The organism is Mycobacterium deserti, from assembly GCF_025345615.1.
Classification (GTDB): domain Bacteria; phylum Actinomycetota; class Actinomycetes; order Mycobacteriales; family Mycobacteriaceae; genus Mycobacterium; species Mycobacterium deserti.
This window is the reverse complement of sequence record NZ_JAODWD010000001.1, coordinates 684,840-701,007: the sequence shown is the minus strand read 5'-3', so window position 1 is coordinate 701,007 and position 16,168 is coordinate 684,840. Positions and strand designations below refer to the sequence as shown.

The window sequence follows — 16,168 nt, the reverse complement described above, 5'->3', positions numbered from 1 at the left end:
TCGTGGGAGTACCTGTCTACAAACGCATTCTCGACCTGTTCGAGGCCGAGGGCGTCAACACGCTGTTCGGTATCCCTGACCCCAACTTCGTGCACATGTTCACCGAAGCCGAAGCCCGCGGATGGTCGGTCGTTGCGCCGCATCACGAGCTCAGCGCAGGCTTCATGGCCGAGGCGGCGTCACGGATGACCGGCAAGCCCGGATTGTGTATCGGCACACTCGGACCTGGCGTGGCCAATATCGCCGGCGCCATGATGTGCGCCCTCGTCGAGAACTCACCCGTCATCTTCCTCGGCGGTCAGCGGGCGCGTGTCACCGAACGGCGCGTGCGACGGGGGCGCATCCAGTTCGTGCAGCAGGAAGGGCTTTTCACGCCGTCGGTCAAATACAGCAGCTCGATCGAATACGCCGACCAGACCGACGAGATCATCCGTGAGGCCATCCGCCGATCGATGTCCGGTACCCCCGGCCCCAGCTACATCGAGTACCCGTCACACGTCATCCTCGAAGAACTCGAAGTCCCGGATCCGTTGCCGCCGAACCGGTATCGCCTCGTCAATCAGGGCGCTGGTGAGAAAGAGGTCGCCGAGGCCGTCGCACTGATCCGCGAGGCCAAGAGCCCGATCCTGCTGGTGGGTCACGGCGTCCACACGTCGCGCACCCAGCAGGAGGTCAAGGAGCTGGCCGAGCTGATGGCCTGCCCGGTGATCCAGACCTCCGGCGGCACGTCGTTCATCCCGGGACTGCAGGAGCGGACCTTCCCCTACTTGTTCTCCCCGGCCGCCAACGAGGCAGTCGAGGATTCCGACCTGTGCGTGGCGTTGGGAACCGAGCTCGGTGAGCCCATGCACTACGGCCGGACCCAGCACTGGGCCGGCAACGATGCGAACCGCAAGTGGGTGTACGTCGAGCAAGACCCGACCGCCATCGGCGTGAACCGGCAGTTCGACGTGGCGCTGGTCGGCGATCTGCGTGGCGTCGTACCGCAGCTCGTCGAAGCGCTGCGGGACACCCCGCGCGCACCTTCGGTCAACCTGGAGGCCCTCGTCGAGGCCGACGCCGCGGAGCTGGCCCGGGTGGCCGAGGAGGCCCCGAGTGGACGGACCCCGGTGCACCCGGCGCGCTATGTGGTCGAGGCGACCAAGGCGTTCGACGAACTCGACGACGGCATCATGGTGCGCGACGGCGGCGCGACCGTGATCTTCCAATGGACGTACTCCCAGTCGAAACCGCGCGACGTGATTTGGAACCAGAACTTCGGGCACCTCGGCACCGGCCTGCCCTACGCCGTCGGCGCATCGATCGCCGAGGGACGCAAGCGTCCGGTCATGCTGCTGACCAGTGACTCGGCGTTCCTGTTTCACATCGCAGAACTCGAGACGGCCGCGCGCGAGGGGTTGCCGCTGGTGTGCGTGGTGGGTGTCGATCACCAGTGGGGCCTCGAAGTGGGCGTGTACAAGCGCACGTTCTCCCAGCCGTCCCCTCAGCCCGGCGTGCACTGGAGCAAGGATGTCCGGATGGACAAGATCGCCGAGGGCTTCGGCTGCCACGGTGAGTACGTGGAGAAGGAAGAGGAGATCGGACCGGCGATCGCTCGCGCGTACGCCAGCGGCAAAGTCGGTGTGGTGCATGTGTGCATCGACCCGACCGCGAACTCCGAGGAGATGCCCAAGTACGACCGATTCCGCACCTGGTATGCCGAAGGTACCCAGTAAGACCCGTCCATACGGAAGAGTGAACCCATGCGCGAATACCTGAAGTTCTACATCGACGGCCAGTGGGTCGACCCGGTCCGGCCCAACTCGCTCGAGGTCGACAACCCGACCACCGAACAGGTCTCCGGCAAGATCGCCATCGGTTCGGCGGCCGACGTCGACGTGGCCGTGCAGGCCGCCCGCCGCGCCTTTGCCACCTGGTCGCAGACCAGCCGGGAGGAACGCCTCGACGTGTTGCAGGCCATCATGGGCGAGTATCAGAAGCGGACCGACGACCTGGCCGACGCGGTCACCGAGGAGATGGGTGCGCCTGCCTCACTGGCGGCCGGTCCACAGGTGCACCTCGGCCTCGGGCACCTGGCCACCGCGATCGACGTCTTGAAGAACTTCGAGTTCGAGGAGCAGCACGGCACCACGCTGGTGGTCAAGGAGCCGATCGGCGTCTGCGGCTTGATCACTCCGTGGAACTGGCCGATCAATCAGATCGCGTGCAAGGTCTACCCGGCGCTGGCGACGGGCTGCACGATGGTGCTCAAGCCGTCGGAGGTGGCGCCGTACTCGGCGCAGATCTTCACCGAGATCATCGAGGCGGCAGGCGTTCCCGCCGGTGTGTACAACCTGGTCTACGGCGACGGACCCGGCGTCGGCGCGGCGCTATCGAGCCACCCCGACATCGACATGGTGTCGTTCACCGGGTCGACGCGCGCAGGGGTGGATGTCGCGAAGAATGCCGCGGCGACCGTCAAGCGGGTGACCCAGGAACTCGGCGGCAAGAGCCCCAACATCGTGCTCGACGACGACGCGTTCGCCCAGAGCGTGGCCGCCGGCACGTCGGTGATGATGATGAACAGCGGCCAGAGCTGCAACGCGCCGTCGCGCATGCTGGTGCCCAATTCGCGGATGGACGAGGCGATCGCGGTCGCCAAGGAGACCGCGTCGGCGGTCAAGGTCGGCGATCCGAACGAGAAGACCGCGATAGGCCCGGTGGCTTCCAAGGCCCAGTTCGACAAGATCCAGGGTCTGATCCAGAAGGGCATCGACGAAGGCGCGACGGTCGTCGTCGGTGGCTGTGGCCGGCCGGAGGGGCTGGAGAAGGGCTACTACGTCAAGCCGACGGTGTTCGCGAACGTCACCAACGACATGACGATCGCGCGTGAGGAGATCTTCGGGCCGGTGCTGTGCATCCTCGGCTACGACGATCTCGACCAGGCCTTGGAGATTGCCAACGACACCGACTACGGCCTGGCCGGTTACGTGTCGGCGGCCGATCTCGACAAGGCTCGGCAGGTGGCGCGCCGGATCCGGGCCGGTTCGGTGGCGATCAACCACGGCTTCGACATGAACGCCCCGTTCGGCGGCTACAAGCGCAGTGGTAACGGGCGCGAGTGGGGCCAGTTCGGCTTCGATGAGTTCCTGGAAACCAAGGCCGCCCTGGGCTACGTGCAGGAGGCCGCCGCCGGATAGCGTCGGCACATGACCGCCGAGAAGTACCACTACGGAGTCGATTTCGGACGCGTTGCGGCCATCGACATCCACACCCATGTGGAGGTCGACGGCCACGGCCGGAAGGCATACGACGACGAACTGGTCGACGCTGTCGGGCAGTACTTCAAACGCGGGCCTGGTGCCCTGTCCAGCGTGGACGCACTGGCCGACGAGTACCGGAGGCACAACACCGCCGCGGTGGTGTTCACCGTCGATGCGCGCACAGCCATGCGGCACGTGCCGAACTCGGTCGAGGACCTGATCGCGGGCGCGGCGCGCAACAACGACGTGCTGATCCCGTTCGGCAGCGTCGACCCGTGGCACGAGCGTCGCGCCGTGCACCGCGTGCACGAACTGGTCCGCGACTACGGCGTCAAGGGGTTCAAGTTCCATCCGAGTATGCAGGCCTTCGAGCCGAATGACCGCCGCTTCTATCCGATCTACGAGGCGATCACCGAGGCCAGGGTGCCCGCTCTGTTTCACACCGGTCAGACCGGCATCGGCGCCGGACTGCCGGGCGGGCATCGCATCAAACTGCGCTACTCGGATCCGATGCTGCTTGACGACGTGGCCGCCGACTTTCCAGAGATGACGATCGTGATGGCCCATCCGGCGGTGCCGTGGGTGGATTCACAGATCGCCATCGCCGGGCACAAGAGCAATGTCTATGTCGATCTGAGCGGCTGGAGCCCCAAGTACTTCCCGACGCAACTGGTGCGCGCAATGAGCAGACAGTTGCGCACAAAAGTGTTGTTCGGCACGGACTATCCCTACATCCAGCTGGACCGGTGGAAGCGCGACTTCGAGACGCTCGACATCGACCCGGCGGTGGTGCCGTTGATCTACAAAGAGAACGCGTTGCGGGTGCTCGGCGTCGCCTCCTAAGCTCGGCGAAAGTGGCGAGCTAGGCGCTCAGCAGGTGGCGCGGCCCGCCGACGCAGACGGTCCCGGACGGGTTCGGGTTGCGGGCCGCGTTCACGATCGCCTCGGCGAAGTGGCCGTCGCTGTCTTCGCCGGAGACCACCGTGAAATGCACACCGGCGCGATGGAATTGCGCACGCATCGCGTGCAGCGTCGCTTCGCCGGCCTGCTTGCTCGCGGCGATTGCGGTGTAACCCTTCGGCACAGCCTTGTGGGGAAAGAAGTGAGCCTGGTGGCTGGTGACGAAGACGATATGCCCGCCTGCGGGCATCAGCGGCACGGCCAGCAGCGCGACGCGCCGTTGTGCGTCGCGGTTGCGGCGCATCGCGTAACCGGGGTGCGCGCCCAGTTCGACGCTGACCGATGCGTTGAGTATCAGGGCGTCCAACCGGCCGAATCGCGCCGCGATGGTGTCGATCATCGCGGCGCACTCGGTCTGGTCGGAGATATCGGCGCCGATGGTCGAGGCGTTCCCGCCTGCGCTGCGAATGGCCTCGGCAATGGCCTCGGCGCGTGCCGCCGTCTTTCGGTAGTTCACGATGACGTGGGTGTCGGCGTCGGCGAGTTGCTGTGCGACCTCGGCGCCGATGCCTCTCGATCCGCCGGTGATCAGAACGATACGTGCCGGTGCGTGATGCATATCGGGTTCCTTCCCTCGCTGCCGTGCGCCCACCGTACACGAGATTATAAGAAATTTAAGGACAAAATAAGGTCACAATAAGGTAATCGCGGCGATCGGCCGGTGGGCCAGAATGGATGCGTGGAGTCGACCCGTGTGGACAGGTGGTTATGGTCCGTCCGCCTGATGAAGACCCGACCCGACGCCGCCGAGGCGTGCCGGGGTGGGCACGTCCGGGTCAACGGGCGGCCCGCAAAGCCGGCCACCCCGGTGTCGCCCGGCGACGAGGTGCGCGCGCGGATCGGTCAGGCCACGCGCGTTGTTGAGGTGGTGCGGGTGATACAGAAACGGGTGGGGGCGGCCGACGCGGTGACGTGCTTCCTGGATCGATCGCCGAAACCCGCGCCGACAGAGACCATTACGGTCGCGGCACGCGACCGGGGGGCAGGACGGCCTACCAAGCGGGACCGAAGGCTGCTGGACAAGCTGCGCGCTGGACGGTTCTGAGATGCCCGCGCAGATCTACGTGAAGGCGTGCATCAACGGCGCCCGCACCCCCGATCAGCACCCGAACCTGCCGGTCAGCCCCGATCAGCTGGCTGCCGAGGCGCTCGCCGTGCACCGAGCGGGCGCCAAGGCGGTGCACCTGCATCCCAAGGACGCTGACGGCGCCGACTCACTACAACCCGAGGTCGTCGCCGCCGCGGTGACCGCGGTGCGCCACACGGTGCCGGGTCTGCCGCTCGGGGTGACGACGGGCTACTGGGCGTTGCGTAACGAGCGAGAACGCTTACGCACCGTCGAGGCATGGACTGTGCTGCCCGACTTCGCCTCGGTAAACTGGCACGAGCCCGGCTCGGAGGATCTGGCGCGTCTGCTGCTGGGCAAGGGTGTCGGCGTCGAAGCCGGCATCTTCGACGCCGATGCCGCGGCCTCGTGGGCCGCCTCCGACATCGCCGAGCACTGCCTGCGGGTGATGATCGAATTGCAGGGCGACGGTGACGCGGCGACCGCCGACGTGTTGCTCAGCACGGTGAGATCGGCCGGCTCACCCGCACCCGTGCTCCTGCACGGACTCGACGAAAGTTGTTGGCCGCTGCTGGAACACGCAGGCAGGCGCGGCGTGCAGACCCGCATTGGTCTGGAGGACACTCTGCATCTGCCTGACGGGTCGTTGGCACCGGACAACGCGGCGCTGGTGTCCGCGGCGCTCGAGTTGCTCAGCCGCTAGGAGCGGCGAGTGAGAAGTCGGCGAAGTCGAAGCCGGGTACCACCACGCAGCTGACCAGGCTCGGCTGGTCGTCGCGGGGGCGGGCCCGCTGCCAGTTGCCGGGCGGCGCCACGATCTGTGGGTGCTCGTCCGCCGCGATGTCCGCGCCGAGCAGATGCGTTGTGGCGCTGGCCTGCTCGGTCCCGATCTCGAGCAGTAGCGGACTACCGAAGTGGAAGAGCCACAGTTCGGCGCTGCGCACGGTGTGCCACGCCGACTGCTGACCCGGCATGAGCAGGAACAGGATGGCCGTGCCGGCGCTGCGGGGCCCGGTGTAGTCCGGCGGCAACGCGGATTGCGGCATGGTCAGATCGCTGCGCCAGGTCTCTTTGAACCAGCCACCCTCGGGATGCGGCGACAGGTCGAGTCGGCGTGCCCAGTCCGGTAGTTCGGTCATTGCCATACCGTAGTCTCATCGCATGCGCTTGCGCCCCGGTTGGCTGGTCGCGCTGTCAGCGGCGATCGTCGCGGTGAGCGCATGGCTCCCATGGCTCACCTCGACGGCCGACGGTGGAGGGCGTGCCACCGCGATCGGCGGCGTCAACGGCACTCTGTCAGTGCCACCGCCGGGGTTCGGCGTCGGTCAACTCATCGTGCTCCTGGCGGCGGCGTTGATCGTCGCGGGCGCGATGGCGGCTCGCAATCTGTCGTCGCGCCTGGCTTCATCTGCGGCACTGGGTATTTCGGTGCTGCTGGTAGTTCTCACCCTGTGGTACTACCGCCTGTACGTCTACCCGCCGGTGTCAGCGGGGTACGGGCTGTATGTCGGGGGCGCATTGGCGATCGTCGCGGTGCTGCTGTCGGTGTGGGCGATGTTGGCCGCGTGGGCAGGCAACCGAACGGCATGAGCGGCTTCGTCGAGCCGGTAACGCTGGCCGGGGACCGCTGGGTGACGCTGGAACCGCTTACCCGCGAGCATGTTCCGGAGATCGCTGCAGCCGCCGCCGACGGCGAGCTGGGGCAGCTGTGGTTCACGGCGGCGCCTGCACCGGACCGGGTGGAGGCGTGGGTCGATGCGCGGTTGGCTGCGCAGACCCCTGACACCGGCCTGACGCTGGTGGTCCGGCGTCTAGACGGCGCATTCGTCGGGTCGTCGAGCTATATGAATGTCGACGCGCCGAACCGCAGGTTGGAGATCGGCAACACCTGGTATGTCGAATCGGCACGGCGCAGCGGGGTGAACAGTGAAACCAAACTGCTCATGCTCGGCCACGCCTTCGGCCAATTGAACTGCGTTGCAGTTGAATTCCGCACACACTTCTTCAACTTCGGCAGCCGTGCGGCGATCGAGGGGCTGGGAGCCAAGCTCGACGGTGTGCTGCGCAGCCATCAGATCCTGGCCGATGGCTCGCGCCGCGACACCGTCGTCTATTCGATACTGGACATCGAGTGGCCGGCCGTGCGGTCCAACCTGAAGTACCGGTTGGACCGCAACGGCTGAGGGGCCGCCCTACTCCGCGTCGACCGTTGTCGGTTGGATCGAGCGCTGCTCGCCGCCGTGGGCGACGCTGATCTTGCGCGGCTTGGCGCGCTCGGCGATCGGAATGGTGACGGTCAGAACACCGTTCTCGTACGTCGCCGAGATCGCCGATGCGTCGATGCCTTCGCCGAGGGAGAGCTGCCTGCGGTAGGTGCCGAAGAACCGCTCGTTGGCGAGCCACTGCACGGCGTCCTCCGAGCGGGCGGTTCTATGCGCCGAGATGGTCAACGTGCCGCTGTCGACGTTCACGTCCACCGAGCCGGGGTCAACACCGGGCAGGTCGGCCGTCAGCAGGTAATGGTCGTCAACCTTGCACAGATCCATCGGCATGAACCGGGGGGTGCGATTTGATCCGGTCTGGCTGGTCAGCAGGCCCCGGGTCAGAGCATCAAGGTCACTGAACGGATCAAAGCGAAGCACAGCAATCCACCTCCTCATCGTTCAAGGCCCGCCACCCTGACGGGCAGTCAATCACTGTGCACCTGCGATGTTAGCACTCTCGGGTCGAGAGTGCCAGAAGCTTTTGGCTGAAATTTCGGCGGGCAGGACCTGTGTGCCGCGCAATGGCTGGGCACACTGATCGCAGGTCAGAGCGGCGAGGAACCTACCGCCACACGCTGTGTGGGTCACGACGACGGCAGGCCCTTCGGGCGCGTCGAACCACCGCTGTGCCCACTGCAGGGCGGTCACGACGACGGGGAACAGCGCCCGGCCCTTCGCGGTCAGCCGGTAGCGCTTGCCTGCGACGTCGAAGACCCCGTTGACGATCAGGATCGACAGGCGGTCGGCGATCGACCCGGGCGGCGCGCCCAGTTGCCGCTGAAAGTCGGTGAAGCGGCTCATCCCGACGAACGACGCGACCACCAGGGCGAAACCCCAGCGGTTGCCGATCACGCTCATCGTGTGCGGAAACAAGCCCGCCGCCTCGGCTTGGCCGGAGCGTCGGCGGGTCGTTGACGTCGGCACAGACCGCGGCCACGAACCGCTGGGACCCCACTGCGCGACAACATCTTTCTCGCTGGCCGTTCCGCCGCAGGCGCGACACGTGGTCAGCGGGGCGAAGTCCTCACCGCACGCGACATGGCGCAGGTCGGGCACCGGCTGTGCATGTTCGGCCACCCACCGTCGTTCCCACTCCCAGATGGACAACAGCATTGGCCACAGCGACCGACTTTCGGGTGTGACGAGGTACTCCGAACGCGGGGGATTGGTCTGGTACTCGCGGCGTTGCAGGAGGCCGTCGTCGCACAATGTCCGAAGGCGCTGCGCCAGTACTGAATTGGAGATCGGCAGGCGCGCCATGAAGTCGGCGTAACGCGTCGCGCCCAGCAGAGCCTGCTGAAGGACCAGCAGTGTCCACTCGTCGCCGAGAAGTCCGAGCATGCGCCCGACGGCGTTGGGCGGGGCCACCTACAGTCCGATCGCTCCGGCCGCGGTATCGGCGTCTCGCCAGCGGCGCAGATCAGGCCCCGCCGCCCAGGTCGAGTGCGTGCCGCTCGAGATACGTTCCGGGAGAGCAAGTTTGCATATCGGTCCGTCGGACACCCTGGTGGCGTCGAACAGCAGGCAGTAGGAGGCGTCGGCGTTCATGTCGGTGGCCAGCGTCACCAGGTAGCCGTCATCCTCGGCCGTGCTGCCGACGCGCGGCGCCATTGCGGTCTCGCTGCCGTAGACGCCGTCGTCGTAAGCGAACCGCTCCTCGGCGCCGGTGTGCAGGTCGTGTTTGACCAGCCCGTCGAAGAGGAACCAGCCGGGCTTGCCCGTGGCCGCGTAGGCATAGCGGTACGGCAGTCCTGCGTAGCCGGCGTTGATCATGCCGAACTCGGTGATGGAATCGGTCAGCTGCTCTTCAGTGGTCTGGCCGGTCACCAGGTTGAACCGCCATCGGCGCAGCCGGGTCTGCAGACGGTCGAGCGCCAGGTAGCGGAAAGCCTTCTGCAACTTCCCCTCGGCGCCTGAGTCCAACGGCGACGGGTCGCCCTGGAAGAACCCGTCGAGCACGATCTCGTCGCCGTCTTCGTAGGCGTTGGTGAAGTGCAGCACGAAAGTCGGATCGGCCTCGAACCACCGGATGGCCTCCGCGCCGCCGCGGCGGGGGATGACCGCGAACCGCGACGGCATGTCGTGGTGGAACCCGGGCAGATGAATGTCGGCGGCGAGTAACTGTGGATCCCAGAACATCGGGAAGTCGTTGAGAATCGCGTAGTTCTCGGTGAACGCCATGTCGTGCGGCAGGCGCGGGCCGGGCAGCGGAATGTCGGTTAGATGCGCCAGTTCGTTGTCGGCGTCGACAACTCCGTAGCGCATGAAGGGCGCCTGCTTGCTGTAGCTGAAGAACAGCAGTTCGCCCGTTCGGTCGTCGACCTTCGGGTGTGCCGATACGCCCCAGTCGGACGGGAACCGGCCGCCCCACTGTTCCTTGCCGACGGTGTCGCCGGAGAACGGGTCGATGCGGTACAGATCGCCGCACTGGTAGTGGCTCGTCAGCGCGACGCCGCGGTGCACGGCGACGTCGGTGCTTGAGGCGTCTTTCATCAGCGTGCGTGCGCCCCAGCCGTAGTCGCGCTTGGCCAGTTGCACCGGCTCGGCCAGCCCTGGCCACAGCGGGCCGCCCGCCTCGTTCTCGGCCTGGAATCCGTCGGTGCGGACGAACCTGTTGCGGTAGAACGCCTTTCCGTCGCGGAATCCGACGACGTGCACCATGCCGTCGCCGTCGAACGGGTGATAGAACTTCAGCGCCGGATGCACGGGATTCTCGGTGTTGCGCAGGTACACACCGTCGAGGTCATGCGGAATCGCGCCCTCGACGACGGTCAGGTCGTCGGCGTCGTACTCCGTCGTCTGCGGCCGCCAGGGGCCGGTGCGGTAGGGGTGGTCGTCGTCCTCGGCCAGCGTGGACAAGAACTTGCCGACAACCTCGACGTCCATGGTCAGGTTCCCTTCACGACGAAGGTGACGGCCGCCGATGACCCGGACACCGACACCATTGGTCGCACGGTACTACAACTAAGAGAGTGACCGTGGATCGCTGGGTGCGGGCGGCCCCGCCGGCTCTTGGTCTGAACCGACGAGACCTCGGCAGATTCAGCGGTCGACCGCCGTTCCTGCCTGCACGGGGCTATTGCCCGCGCCGTGGAGCTGCAAACGCAGATACGGGTATCCGCGTGTGGTGGAAGCTCCGATCGGGAAGACTTCGTCTTATGACCCGAGCCCGCGAACTCGACTTGGCGCAGCGAATGGCCAATCTCGCCCGCGTATCGGCGCCTCCGCGCGGCATGGAAGAAGTGCTGAACGACGTCACGTCCGCTGCGATGGAACTCATCCCCGGTGCCGACGCCTCAGGGATACTGCTCGTCGGTAAAGCGGGCAAGTACGAATCCCTTGCCGACACCTCCGATCTGCCGGGCAAGCTCGATGACCTGCAGATGACGTTCAACGAGGGACCGTGCATTCAGGCTGCCGTTGACGACCTGATCGTGCGGACCGAGGACTTCCGCGAAGAGAAGCGCTGGCCGCAGTATTCCGCAGCGGCCGTCGAGCACGGCGTGCTCAGTGGTGTGTCGTTCAAGCTGTATACCGGCGATCAGACCGCCGGTGCCTTGAATTTGTTCGCGTTCAAGCCGCATGCGTTCGATGGCGAAGACGAAACCATCGGGTCGGTGCTGGCCGCGCATGCCGCCGCGGCGATCTTGGCGGCCCGACACGGTGAGCAGCTGAAGTCCGCACTGTCGACCAGGGACAAGATCGGCCAGGCCAAGGGCATCATCATGGAGCGCTACGGCGTCGACGATGTGCGGGCATTCGAGATGCTGCGCCAGCTCTCACAGGACAGCAACACGCGGTTGGCCGACATCGCGCAGCGCGTCATCGACACCCGCAACTCAGGCTAGTGCCCTGCGTAGATGCAGCGAAGAGCGATGGCGAACCGATCTGGGGCATACACTGAGGTCATAGTGTGCCCGTAGCAGCGGTAATCGCATGCTCCGAAGGGCACCAATCATGAGTACTCATCTGCTGGCCCCGTTGATGGCAAAGCTGGCTACGACAGCAGAAGCGATAGAGGGATTGCGCGACCTCTTCGCCGCCGAAGAACCCCTCGATGACATCGCCGCGCGCGTGACGGAAACTGCAGTCGCCGCGATCCCGCATGCGGACGCCGTCAGCATCACTGTGCTGTCGTGGCCGCAGGCCCGTACCGCGGCCTGCACCCATGACCTGGCTTCCGAACTCGATCACCAGCAGTACGCGTCGGGCCGGGGGCCGTGCCTGGAAGCAGCGTCGCAGCGCGCTCCGGCGCGCGCGGAGATCGGCGAAGAACATTCTCGGTGGCCGGAATTCGTTGAGGCCGCGCAGCGACTGGGAATCCGCGCAAGTCTGTCGGTTCCACTACTGATCGTCGGCTCAGCCGAAGAACAGGAACTCGTCGGGTCGCTCAACATATACAGCCGCACGGCCTCGGCGTTCGAACCGTACGATGCCGAACTCATTCGCCTGTACACATTCGCGGCCGGTCAGGCGATCAGCAACGCCAAGCGCTGGCAGCACTCCCGAGACACGGTCACCCAACTCGAGACCGCACTGCTCTCGCGGTCCGACATCGACATGGCCAAAGGTGCACTGATCGCGCTGCACGGCTGCGAGCCGTCCGAGGCGTTCGCCAAACTGGTGGCTGAATCCCAAAGGCGCAACATCAAAGTGCACAAAGTGGCCCTGGAGTTGCTCGACAGCATGAAAGCGTCCGAAGGACTCGCACAGAAGAATTTGGGCAGCCGTCGCGCTGGCATCTGAACTTCAATTGCGGAACACTCGTAGCCGGAGTGAGTCCGACACGCGTCCGTCTCACTGCCTGACCTACTCCGCGAAACGCACGTGCGGCGACTTGGCCCAAACAGGCCGCCGAGGAATTCGTGACTTCTGAACTATCAACGGCGGTTATCGACCAGGCCAGGGGCATGTTGATGCTCGTCTATGAAATGGACGACGAATCTGCTCTGCAGAAGCTGTGTTGGCGCGCCGAGCAGACCAACACCACGCTGCGGGCAGTCGCCGAGCAGCTGGTCATCGACTTCGTGGCACTGAGCGCCGCGACGATGCCGCCCAGGTCGGTCTTCGACAAGATGTTCGACACGCTCCACCATCGGATCCTGTAGGACCGACGCCCGCGAAGTGCCCCCGGCAGGATTCGAACCTGCGACACCGGCTTTAGGAGAGCCGTGCTCTATCCCCTGAGCTACGAGGGCGTAACGCTGGGAGCTTACCGGCTGCCGTCCACGCCGCGGTGTCAGCGCAGCTCCGCGATCACCTTCGCGAACGCCTCGGCGTGGAACTGCTGCACGGTGATGTAGGTGACGCCGTAGGTGTCCCGATAGCGGCGCAGGGTGTCGGCGATGTCCCTGGCCGTGCCCGACAGCACGGCGGGCGTCTGCAGGATCTCCTCGTCGGACAACTCCGGCAGAAACCGACGGGTGATCGACAGGTCCGGCATTCCCGAATCGTCCACCGGCATCGCGGTCACCGCGATGTTCAGTTCGAGCCGGTCGAAGCGGTCACCCGCCTTCTCGCGGACGAACCCGATCCGGTCGGCCAATGGGTCGGACTGCGCGGTGATCGGCGCGCCGGCGGTCAGGCCGATGATGTCGGCCCGTTGCGCGGCGAGCGTGAGCAGCTTGTCGCCGTTGCCCGCGATCAGGATCGGCACGTCAGACGCGTGCTCGTTCATGTGCTCGACGACATGGCGCAGCCATCCCACCCGCTGTCCTGCCGTCGGATAGGGCAGTTCGGCCTGTTCGAACTCCTCCTTGACGTAACCGGCGCCGAGCCCCAGGTCGAACCGCCCGCCGCTGAGATCACGCAGCGACGTGACGTCACGGGCCAGCAGCGCCGGCCGGTAGAACCCCGCGTTGAGCACGAAGGTGCCGACCCTCAACGTCTCGGTCGCCATCGCCATCGCCGTCATCATCGGAAACGGCGCCGTCGTGTAGAGGTGGTCGGCCATGTGGACGATGTCGTATCCCATGTCCTCCGCACGGCGAGCCCAGTCCTGCACCGACTTCTGCCGTCGCGCGGCCTGCAGACCAACGCCGAACCGGAACTCTCTGACCATCAGCCGATCGTATTCGGCCACAGAGGTTTGACAGCGTTCTCCACTGGGAAATAACTCTGCCGCTGACTTTCAATTCTTTGAAGCCCCCGGCTCCCACCCACCAAAGGACTTGTTGCCCGATCCGGCCCGTCGACGAAGATTCCGACGGGCCGGATCAATATTCTTCCCATGACCAGCCACCCCACAATGGGCGTAGAAGAGGAGTTCCTGCTCGCCGATCCGGCGTCAGGCGAACCCGTCGCGCTCAACGAGACCGTCGCCGGACACGCGTCCGAGCGGGGGGTGAAGCTGCAGCTGGAGCTGACCAGCTGCCAGGTCGAGACCACCAGCGAAGTGGTGAGCAGCAGCCGCGACCTGCGTGACCAGTTGCTCCGCCTGCGACGCCTCGCCGCCGACGCCGCCGAGGCGGGAGGTGCACGGCTCTTGGCGGTCGCACTCCCGCCGACCGTGCCGCACCACTTCCCGATCACCGACAACCCGCGCTACCGCGAGATCGCCAACCGGTTCGGCATGATTGCCCACGAACAAGGCATTTGTGGGTGCCATGTGCACGTCGCGGTGCCCAGCCGCGAGGCTGCGGTGCGCGTCAGCAACCGGTTGCGTCCCTGGCTGCCGCTGCTGCTCGCGCTGACCGCCAACTCGGCGGTCTACCGCAACACCGACACGGGCTACGCCAGCTGGCGCAGCGTGCTGTGGGCGCGCTGGCCCAGCGCAGGGCCGCCGCCGCATTTCGAGTCCGTCGACGAGTACGACGCCACCGTTCGGATGCTCCAAGAAGCGGGCGCGATGCTCGACGACGGAATGGTCTATTGGGACGTGCGTCCGTCGGCGAACTTCCCGACCATCGAGGTGCGGGTCGCCGACGTCCCGGCCACGGTCGAGGAGACAGTGCTGCTGGCCACCGTGATCCGGGGCCTGGTGATGACCTCTCTCGACGAGGAACGTCGCGGCGATCCGTACCCACCGCTGACCGCGCTGGCACTCAAGGCGGCGTACTGGAAGTCGGCACGCGACGGCCTCGACGGTGATGCCGTCGACTTGTTGGAGAGCCACGAGAGCGTGCCCGCGCGCGAGCTGTTGACCCGGCTCGTCGAGCACATCGGACCCGCATTGAAGGCCGTCGGCGACCACGACCTCGTCACCGACGGACTGGCCCGCCTCCTCGAGAAGGGCAACGGTGCGATGCGGCAGCGGCGGGCATGGGAGCCACGCCACGACATCTCCGACGTCATCGCCGAAGCCGCCGCAGCGACGCTGGCAGGCACCTAGGCCAGCGGCAGAGCAGCGAACGGTTCCCCCGTCGGCCGCTCGGAACCGCCCGGAGGCTCGACGGTGAACGCCAAGGTCTGCGATCCGTCGAGGTCGGGTAGGACCGCCGTCGTCGACGGGGCCACCGTGTCCATCGTTCCTGCCGAGTGCGGGCCTCGATCGTTGATGAGCCACATCTGATACACCGTGCCGGGCTCCGGCGGCGCGACGTTGTTCATCACCAGCACGCCGGCGTTCTTCTCGCGGGAGAACACGACCGTCGCGGTGCCGCCCGTCGGGATCTCACCCGAGACCGTTCGGACATCCGGCGCGGCGAAGATCTGATCGGCCGTCGACGGGGTGGCCGTCGGCCGCAGCGCAATGCCGACCCCGACCGCGACGAGACCGATGACCAACGCGGCCGCGGCGGCCAGGATCGGCTTCTGCCATCGGCGCGGCCTCGGCCGCAATTCGACCGGTTCGGCGTAGCCGGCTTCGGACGGCCGGGGCTCGACCCCGGCGAGCACCCGGCTCTTGAGGGTGTCCGGTGGTTCGACGGCGGTGGCCGCCGACACGACCGCCATGGTCTCTCGGATGGCGCGTACTTCGTCGGCGAATGCCGTTGCGACGTCGCGAGGCGCGGTGGCCAACAGTCTTTCCACATCGTCGCGTTCGTCCTCGGACAACGCGTGCAGCGCATAGGGCGTCGCGACGGCGATGAGGTCTGGGTAGGTGGGCTCGGTCATGAGATCGCCAAGCACTTGCGAAGGCCGCGTATGGCGTCGCGCATGCGCGATTTGATCGTCGCGAGGTTCGCCGACAAACGTTCGGACACTTGCACGTAGGTGAGCCCGTCGTAGTACGCGAGCTGAATGCACTCGCGTTGCATGTCGGTCAGCGAGCCAAGGCAGTCGGTGACCTGGCGCCGCTCGTCGCGCAGTATCACCGAATCCGAGACCTGGTCCGAAGGCGGCTCGACGCTGGCCGCGCCGTACCGCGATTCGCGCGCGCTGGTGGCCTGCTCCGATCGCACCCTGTCGACAGCGCGGCGGTGGGCCAGCGTCATCAACCAGGCCAGCGGCGAGCCCGCAGACGGGTCGTAGTTGCCCGCATTGCGCCACACCTGCAGATAGATGTCCTGCGTCGTCTCCTCGCTGTATCCCGGATCGCGCAGCACCCGGATGACGAGGCCGAACACCCGGGCGCGGGTCAGGTCATACAAGGCCGCGAAAGCTTCGACGTCCTGCCTGGCCACCTGGCGAAGCAGTTCGTCGAGATCCGTGGTCACGAGCCGTAGCCTAGCTACCGGCGCCAACAGCGTCACGAG

The 16,168-nt window shown here is 66.3% G+C and carries 19 protein-coding genes and 1 tRNA gene; 11 read left to right on the top strand and 9 right to left on the bottom strand.

Annotation, left to right across the window (positions count from 1 at the left end):
- Positions 1-2: 2 nt before the first annotated feature.
- From N4S67_RS03505 to N4S67_RS03495, 3 genes are read left to right on the top strand one after another with little or no spacing between them, the layout of a single operon-like run.
- Positions 3-1,715 carry a thiamine pyrophosphate-binding protein gene (locus N4S67_RS03505; protein ID WP_260991529.1) on the top strand — a complete coding sequence of 571 codons (1,713 nt, stop codon included), beginning with the start codon at positions 3-5 and terminating at the stop codon, positions 1,713-1,715.
- A gap of 27 nt (positions 1,716-1,742) precedes the next feature.
- Positions 1,743-3,179, top strand: coding sequence for an aldehyde dehydrogenase family protein (locus N4S67_RS03500; protein ID WP_260991528.1), 1,437 nt, complete (start codon positions 1,743-1,745; stop codon positions 3,177-3,179).
- A 9-nt stretch (positions 3,180-3,188) separates the two neighbouring features.
- Positions 3,189-4,085 carry an amidohydrolase family protein gene (locus N4S67_RS03495; RefSeq protein ID WP_260991527.1) on the top strand — a complete coding sequence of 299 codons (897 nt, stop codon included), beginning with the start codon at positions 3,189-3,191 and terminating at the stop codon, positions 4,083-4,085.
- 19 nt (positions 4,086-4,104) lie between these two features.
- On the opposite strand, the gene N4S67_RS03490 is transcribed toward N4S67_RS03495, so the two are convergent.
- On the bottom strand, positions 4,105-4,761 hold the full coding sequence (locus N4S67_RS03490; RefSeq protein WP_260991526.1) for an SDR family oxidoreductase: 657 nt from the start codon (positions 4,759-4,761) through the stop codon (positions 4,105-4,107).
- Between the two features lie 120 nt (positions 4,762-4,881).
- Between N4S67_RS03490 and N4S67_RS03485 the strand changes: the two genes are divergently transcribed.
- Positions 4,882-5,247, top strand: a complete 366-nt coding sequence (locus N4S67_RS03485; protein ID WP_260991525.1) for an RNA-binding S4 domain-containing protein — start codon at positions 4,882-4,884, stop codon at positions 5,245-5,247.
- Position 5,248: 1 nt separating this feature from the next.
- Positions 5,249-5,971 carry a 3-keto-5-aminohexanoate cleavage protein gene (locus N4S67_RS03480; RefSeq protein ID WP_260991524.1) on the top strand — a complete coding sequence of 241 codons (723 nt, stop codon included), beginning with the start codon at positions 5,249-5,251 and terminating at the stop codon, positions 5,969-5,971.
- Here the strand turns inward: N4S67_RS03480 and N4S67_RS03475 are convergent.
- A complete protein-coding gene (locus N4S67_RS03475) occupies positions 5,961-6,407 on the bottom strand; it encodes a cupin domain-containing protein (RefSeq protein ID WP_260991523.1) in 447 nt (148 codons plus the stop codon). The genes N4S67_RS03480 and N4S67_RS03475 overlap by 11 nt on opposite strands.
- 22 nt (positions 6,408-6,429) lie before the next feature.
- Between N4S67_RS03475 and N4S67_RS03470 the strand changes: the two genes are divergently transcribed.
- Positions 6,430-6,858 carry a hypothetical protein gene (locus N4S67_RS03470; protein WP_260991522.1) on the top strand — a complete coding sequence of 143 codons (429 nt, stop codon included), beginning with the start codon at positions 6,430-6,432 and terminating at the stop codon, positions 6,856-6,858.
- Positions 6,855-7,451, top strand: coding sequence for a GNAT family N-acetyltransferase (locus N4S67_RS03465; protein ID WP_260992036.1), 597 nt, complete (start codon positions 6,855-6,857; stop codon positions 7,449-7,451). Before N4S67_RS03470 ends, N4S67_RS03465 begins: the two co-directional genes overlap by 4 nt.
- A 9-nt stretch (positions 7,452-7,460) precedes the next feature.
- Here the strand turns inward: N4S67_RS03465 and N4S67_RS03460 are convergent, their stop codons facing one another.
- Genes N4S67_RS03460 through N4S67_RS03450 form a run of 3 tightly spaced genes read right to left on the bottom strand, consistent with a single transcriptional unit; the run spans position 7,461 to position 10,418 of the window.
- A complete protein-coding gene (locus tag N4S67_RS03460) occupies positions 7,461-7,910 on the bottom strand; it encodes an Hsp20/alpha crystallin family protein (RefSeq protein WP_260991521.1) in 450 nt (149 codons plus the stop codon).
- Between the two features lie 51 nt (positions 7,911-7,961).
- Entirely contained in the window at positions 7,962-8,873 is a 912-nt protein-coding gene (locus N4S67_RS03455; protein WP_260992035.1) for a winged helix-turn-helix transcriptional regulator, read from the bottom strand.
- A gap of 27 nt (positions 8,874-8,900) precedes the next feature.
- A complete protein-coding gene (locus N4S67_RS03450) occupies positions 8,901-10,418 on the bottom strand; it encodes a carotenoid oxygenase family protein (RefSeq protein ID WP_260991520.1) in 1,518 nt (505 codons plus the stop codon).
- A 272-nt stretch (positions 10,419-10,690) separates the two neighbouring features.
- On the opposite strand from N4S67_RS03450, the gene N4S67_RS03445 reads away from it, so the two are divergent.
- The 3 genes from N4S67_RS03445 (at position 10,691) to N4S67_RS03435 (ending at position 12,640) form a co-directional block, all read left to right on the top strand.
- On the top strand, positions 10,691-11,380 hold the full coding sequence (locus N4S67_RS03445; protein ID WP_260991519.1) for a GAF and ANTAR domain-containing protein: 690 nt from the start codon (positions 10,691-10,693) through the stop codon (positions 11,378-11,380).
- 109 nt (positions 11,381-11,489) lie between these two features.
- A complete protein-coding gene (locus N4S67_RS03440; RefSeq protein WP_260991518.1) occupies positions 11,490-12,278 on the top strand; it encodes a GAF and ANTAR domain-containing protein in 789 nt (262 codons plus the stop codon).
- A gap of 119 nt (positions 12,279-12,397) precedes the next feature.
- Entirely contained in the window at positions 12,398-12,640 is a 243-nt protein-coding gene (locus N4S67_RS03435) for an ANTAR domain-containing protein (protein ID WP_260991517.1), read from the top strand.
- A 17-nt stretch (positions 12,641-12,657) separates the two neighbouring features.
- Here the strand turns inward: N4S67_RS03435 and N4S67_RS03430 are convergent.
- Both N4S67_RS03430 and N4S67_RS03425 read right to left on the bottom strand, forming a co-directional pair.
- Positions 12,658-12,730 (bottom strand) — tRNA-Arg (locus N4S67_RS03430).
- A 41-nt stretch (positions 12,731-12,771) separates the two neighbouring features.
- On the bottom strand, positions 12,772-13,593 hold the full coding sequence (locus tag N4S67_RS03425) for a TIGR03621 family F420-dependent LLM class oxidoreductase (RefSeq protein WP_260991516.1): 822 nt from the start codon (positions 13,591-13,593) through the stop codon (positions 12,772-12,774).
- Positions 13,594-13,761: 168 nt separating this feature from the next.
- On the opposite strand from N4S67_RS03425, the gene N4S67_RS03420 reads away from it, so the two are divergent.
- Positions 13,762-14,862, top strand: a complete 1,101-nt coding sequence (locus N4S67_RS03420; RefSeq protein WP_260991515.1) for a glutamate--cysteine ligase — start codon at positions 13,762-13,764, stop codon at positions 14,860-14,862.
- Here N4S67_RS03420 and N4S67_RS03415 read toward each other — a convergent pair.
- The gene (locus tag N4S67_RS03415) at positions 14,859-15,587 is read right to left on the bottom strand and encodes an anti-sigma factor (protein ID WP_260991514.1); all 729 of its coding nucleotides are present in this window, start codon (positions 15,585-15,587) and stop codon (positions 14,859-14,861) included. The genes N4S67_RS03420 and N4S67_RS03415 overlap by 4 nt on opposite strands.
- Complete coding sequence (locus N4S67_RS03410) at positions 15,584-16,165, bottom strand: sigma-70 family RNA polymerase sigma factor (RefSeq protein WP_260991513.1); 582 nt, start codon at positions 16,163-16,165, stop codon at positions 15,584-15,586. The genes N4S67_RS03415 and N4S67_RS03410 overlap by 4 nt, the downstream gene beginning before the upstream one ends.
- Positions 16,166-16,168 lie beyond the last annotated feature (3 nt).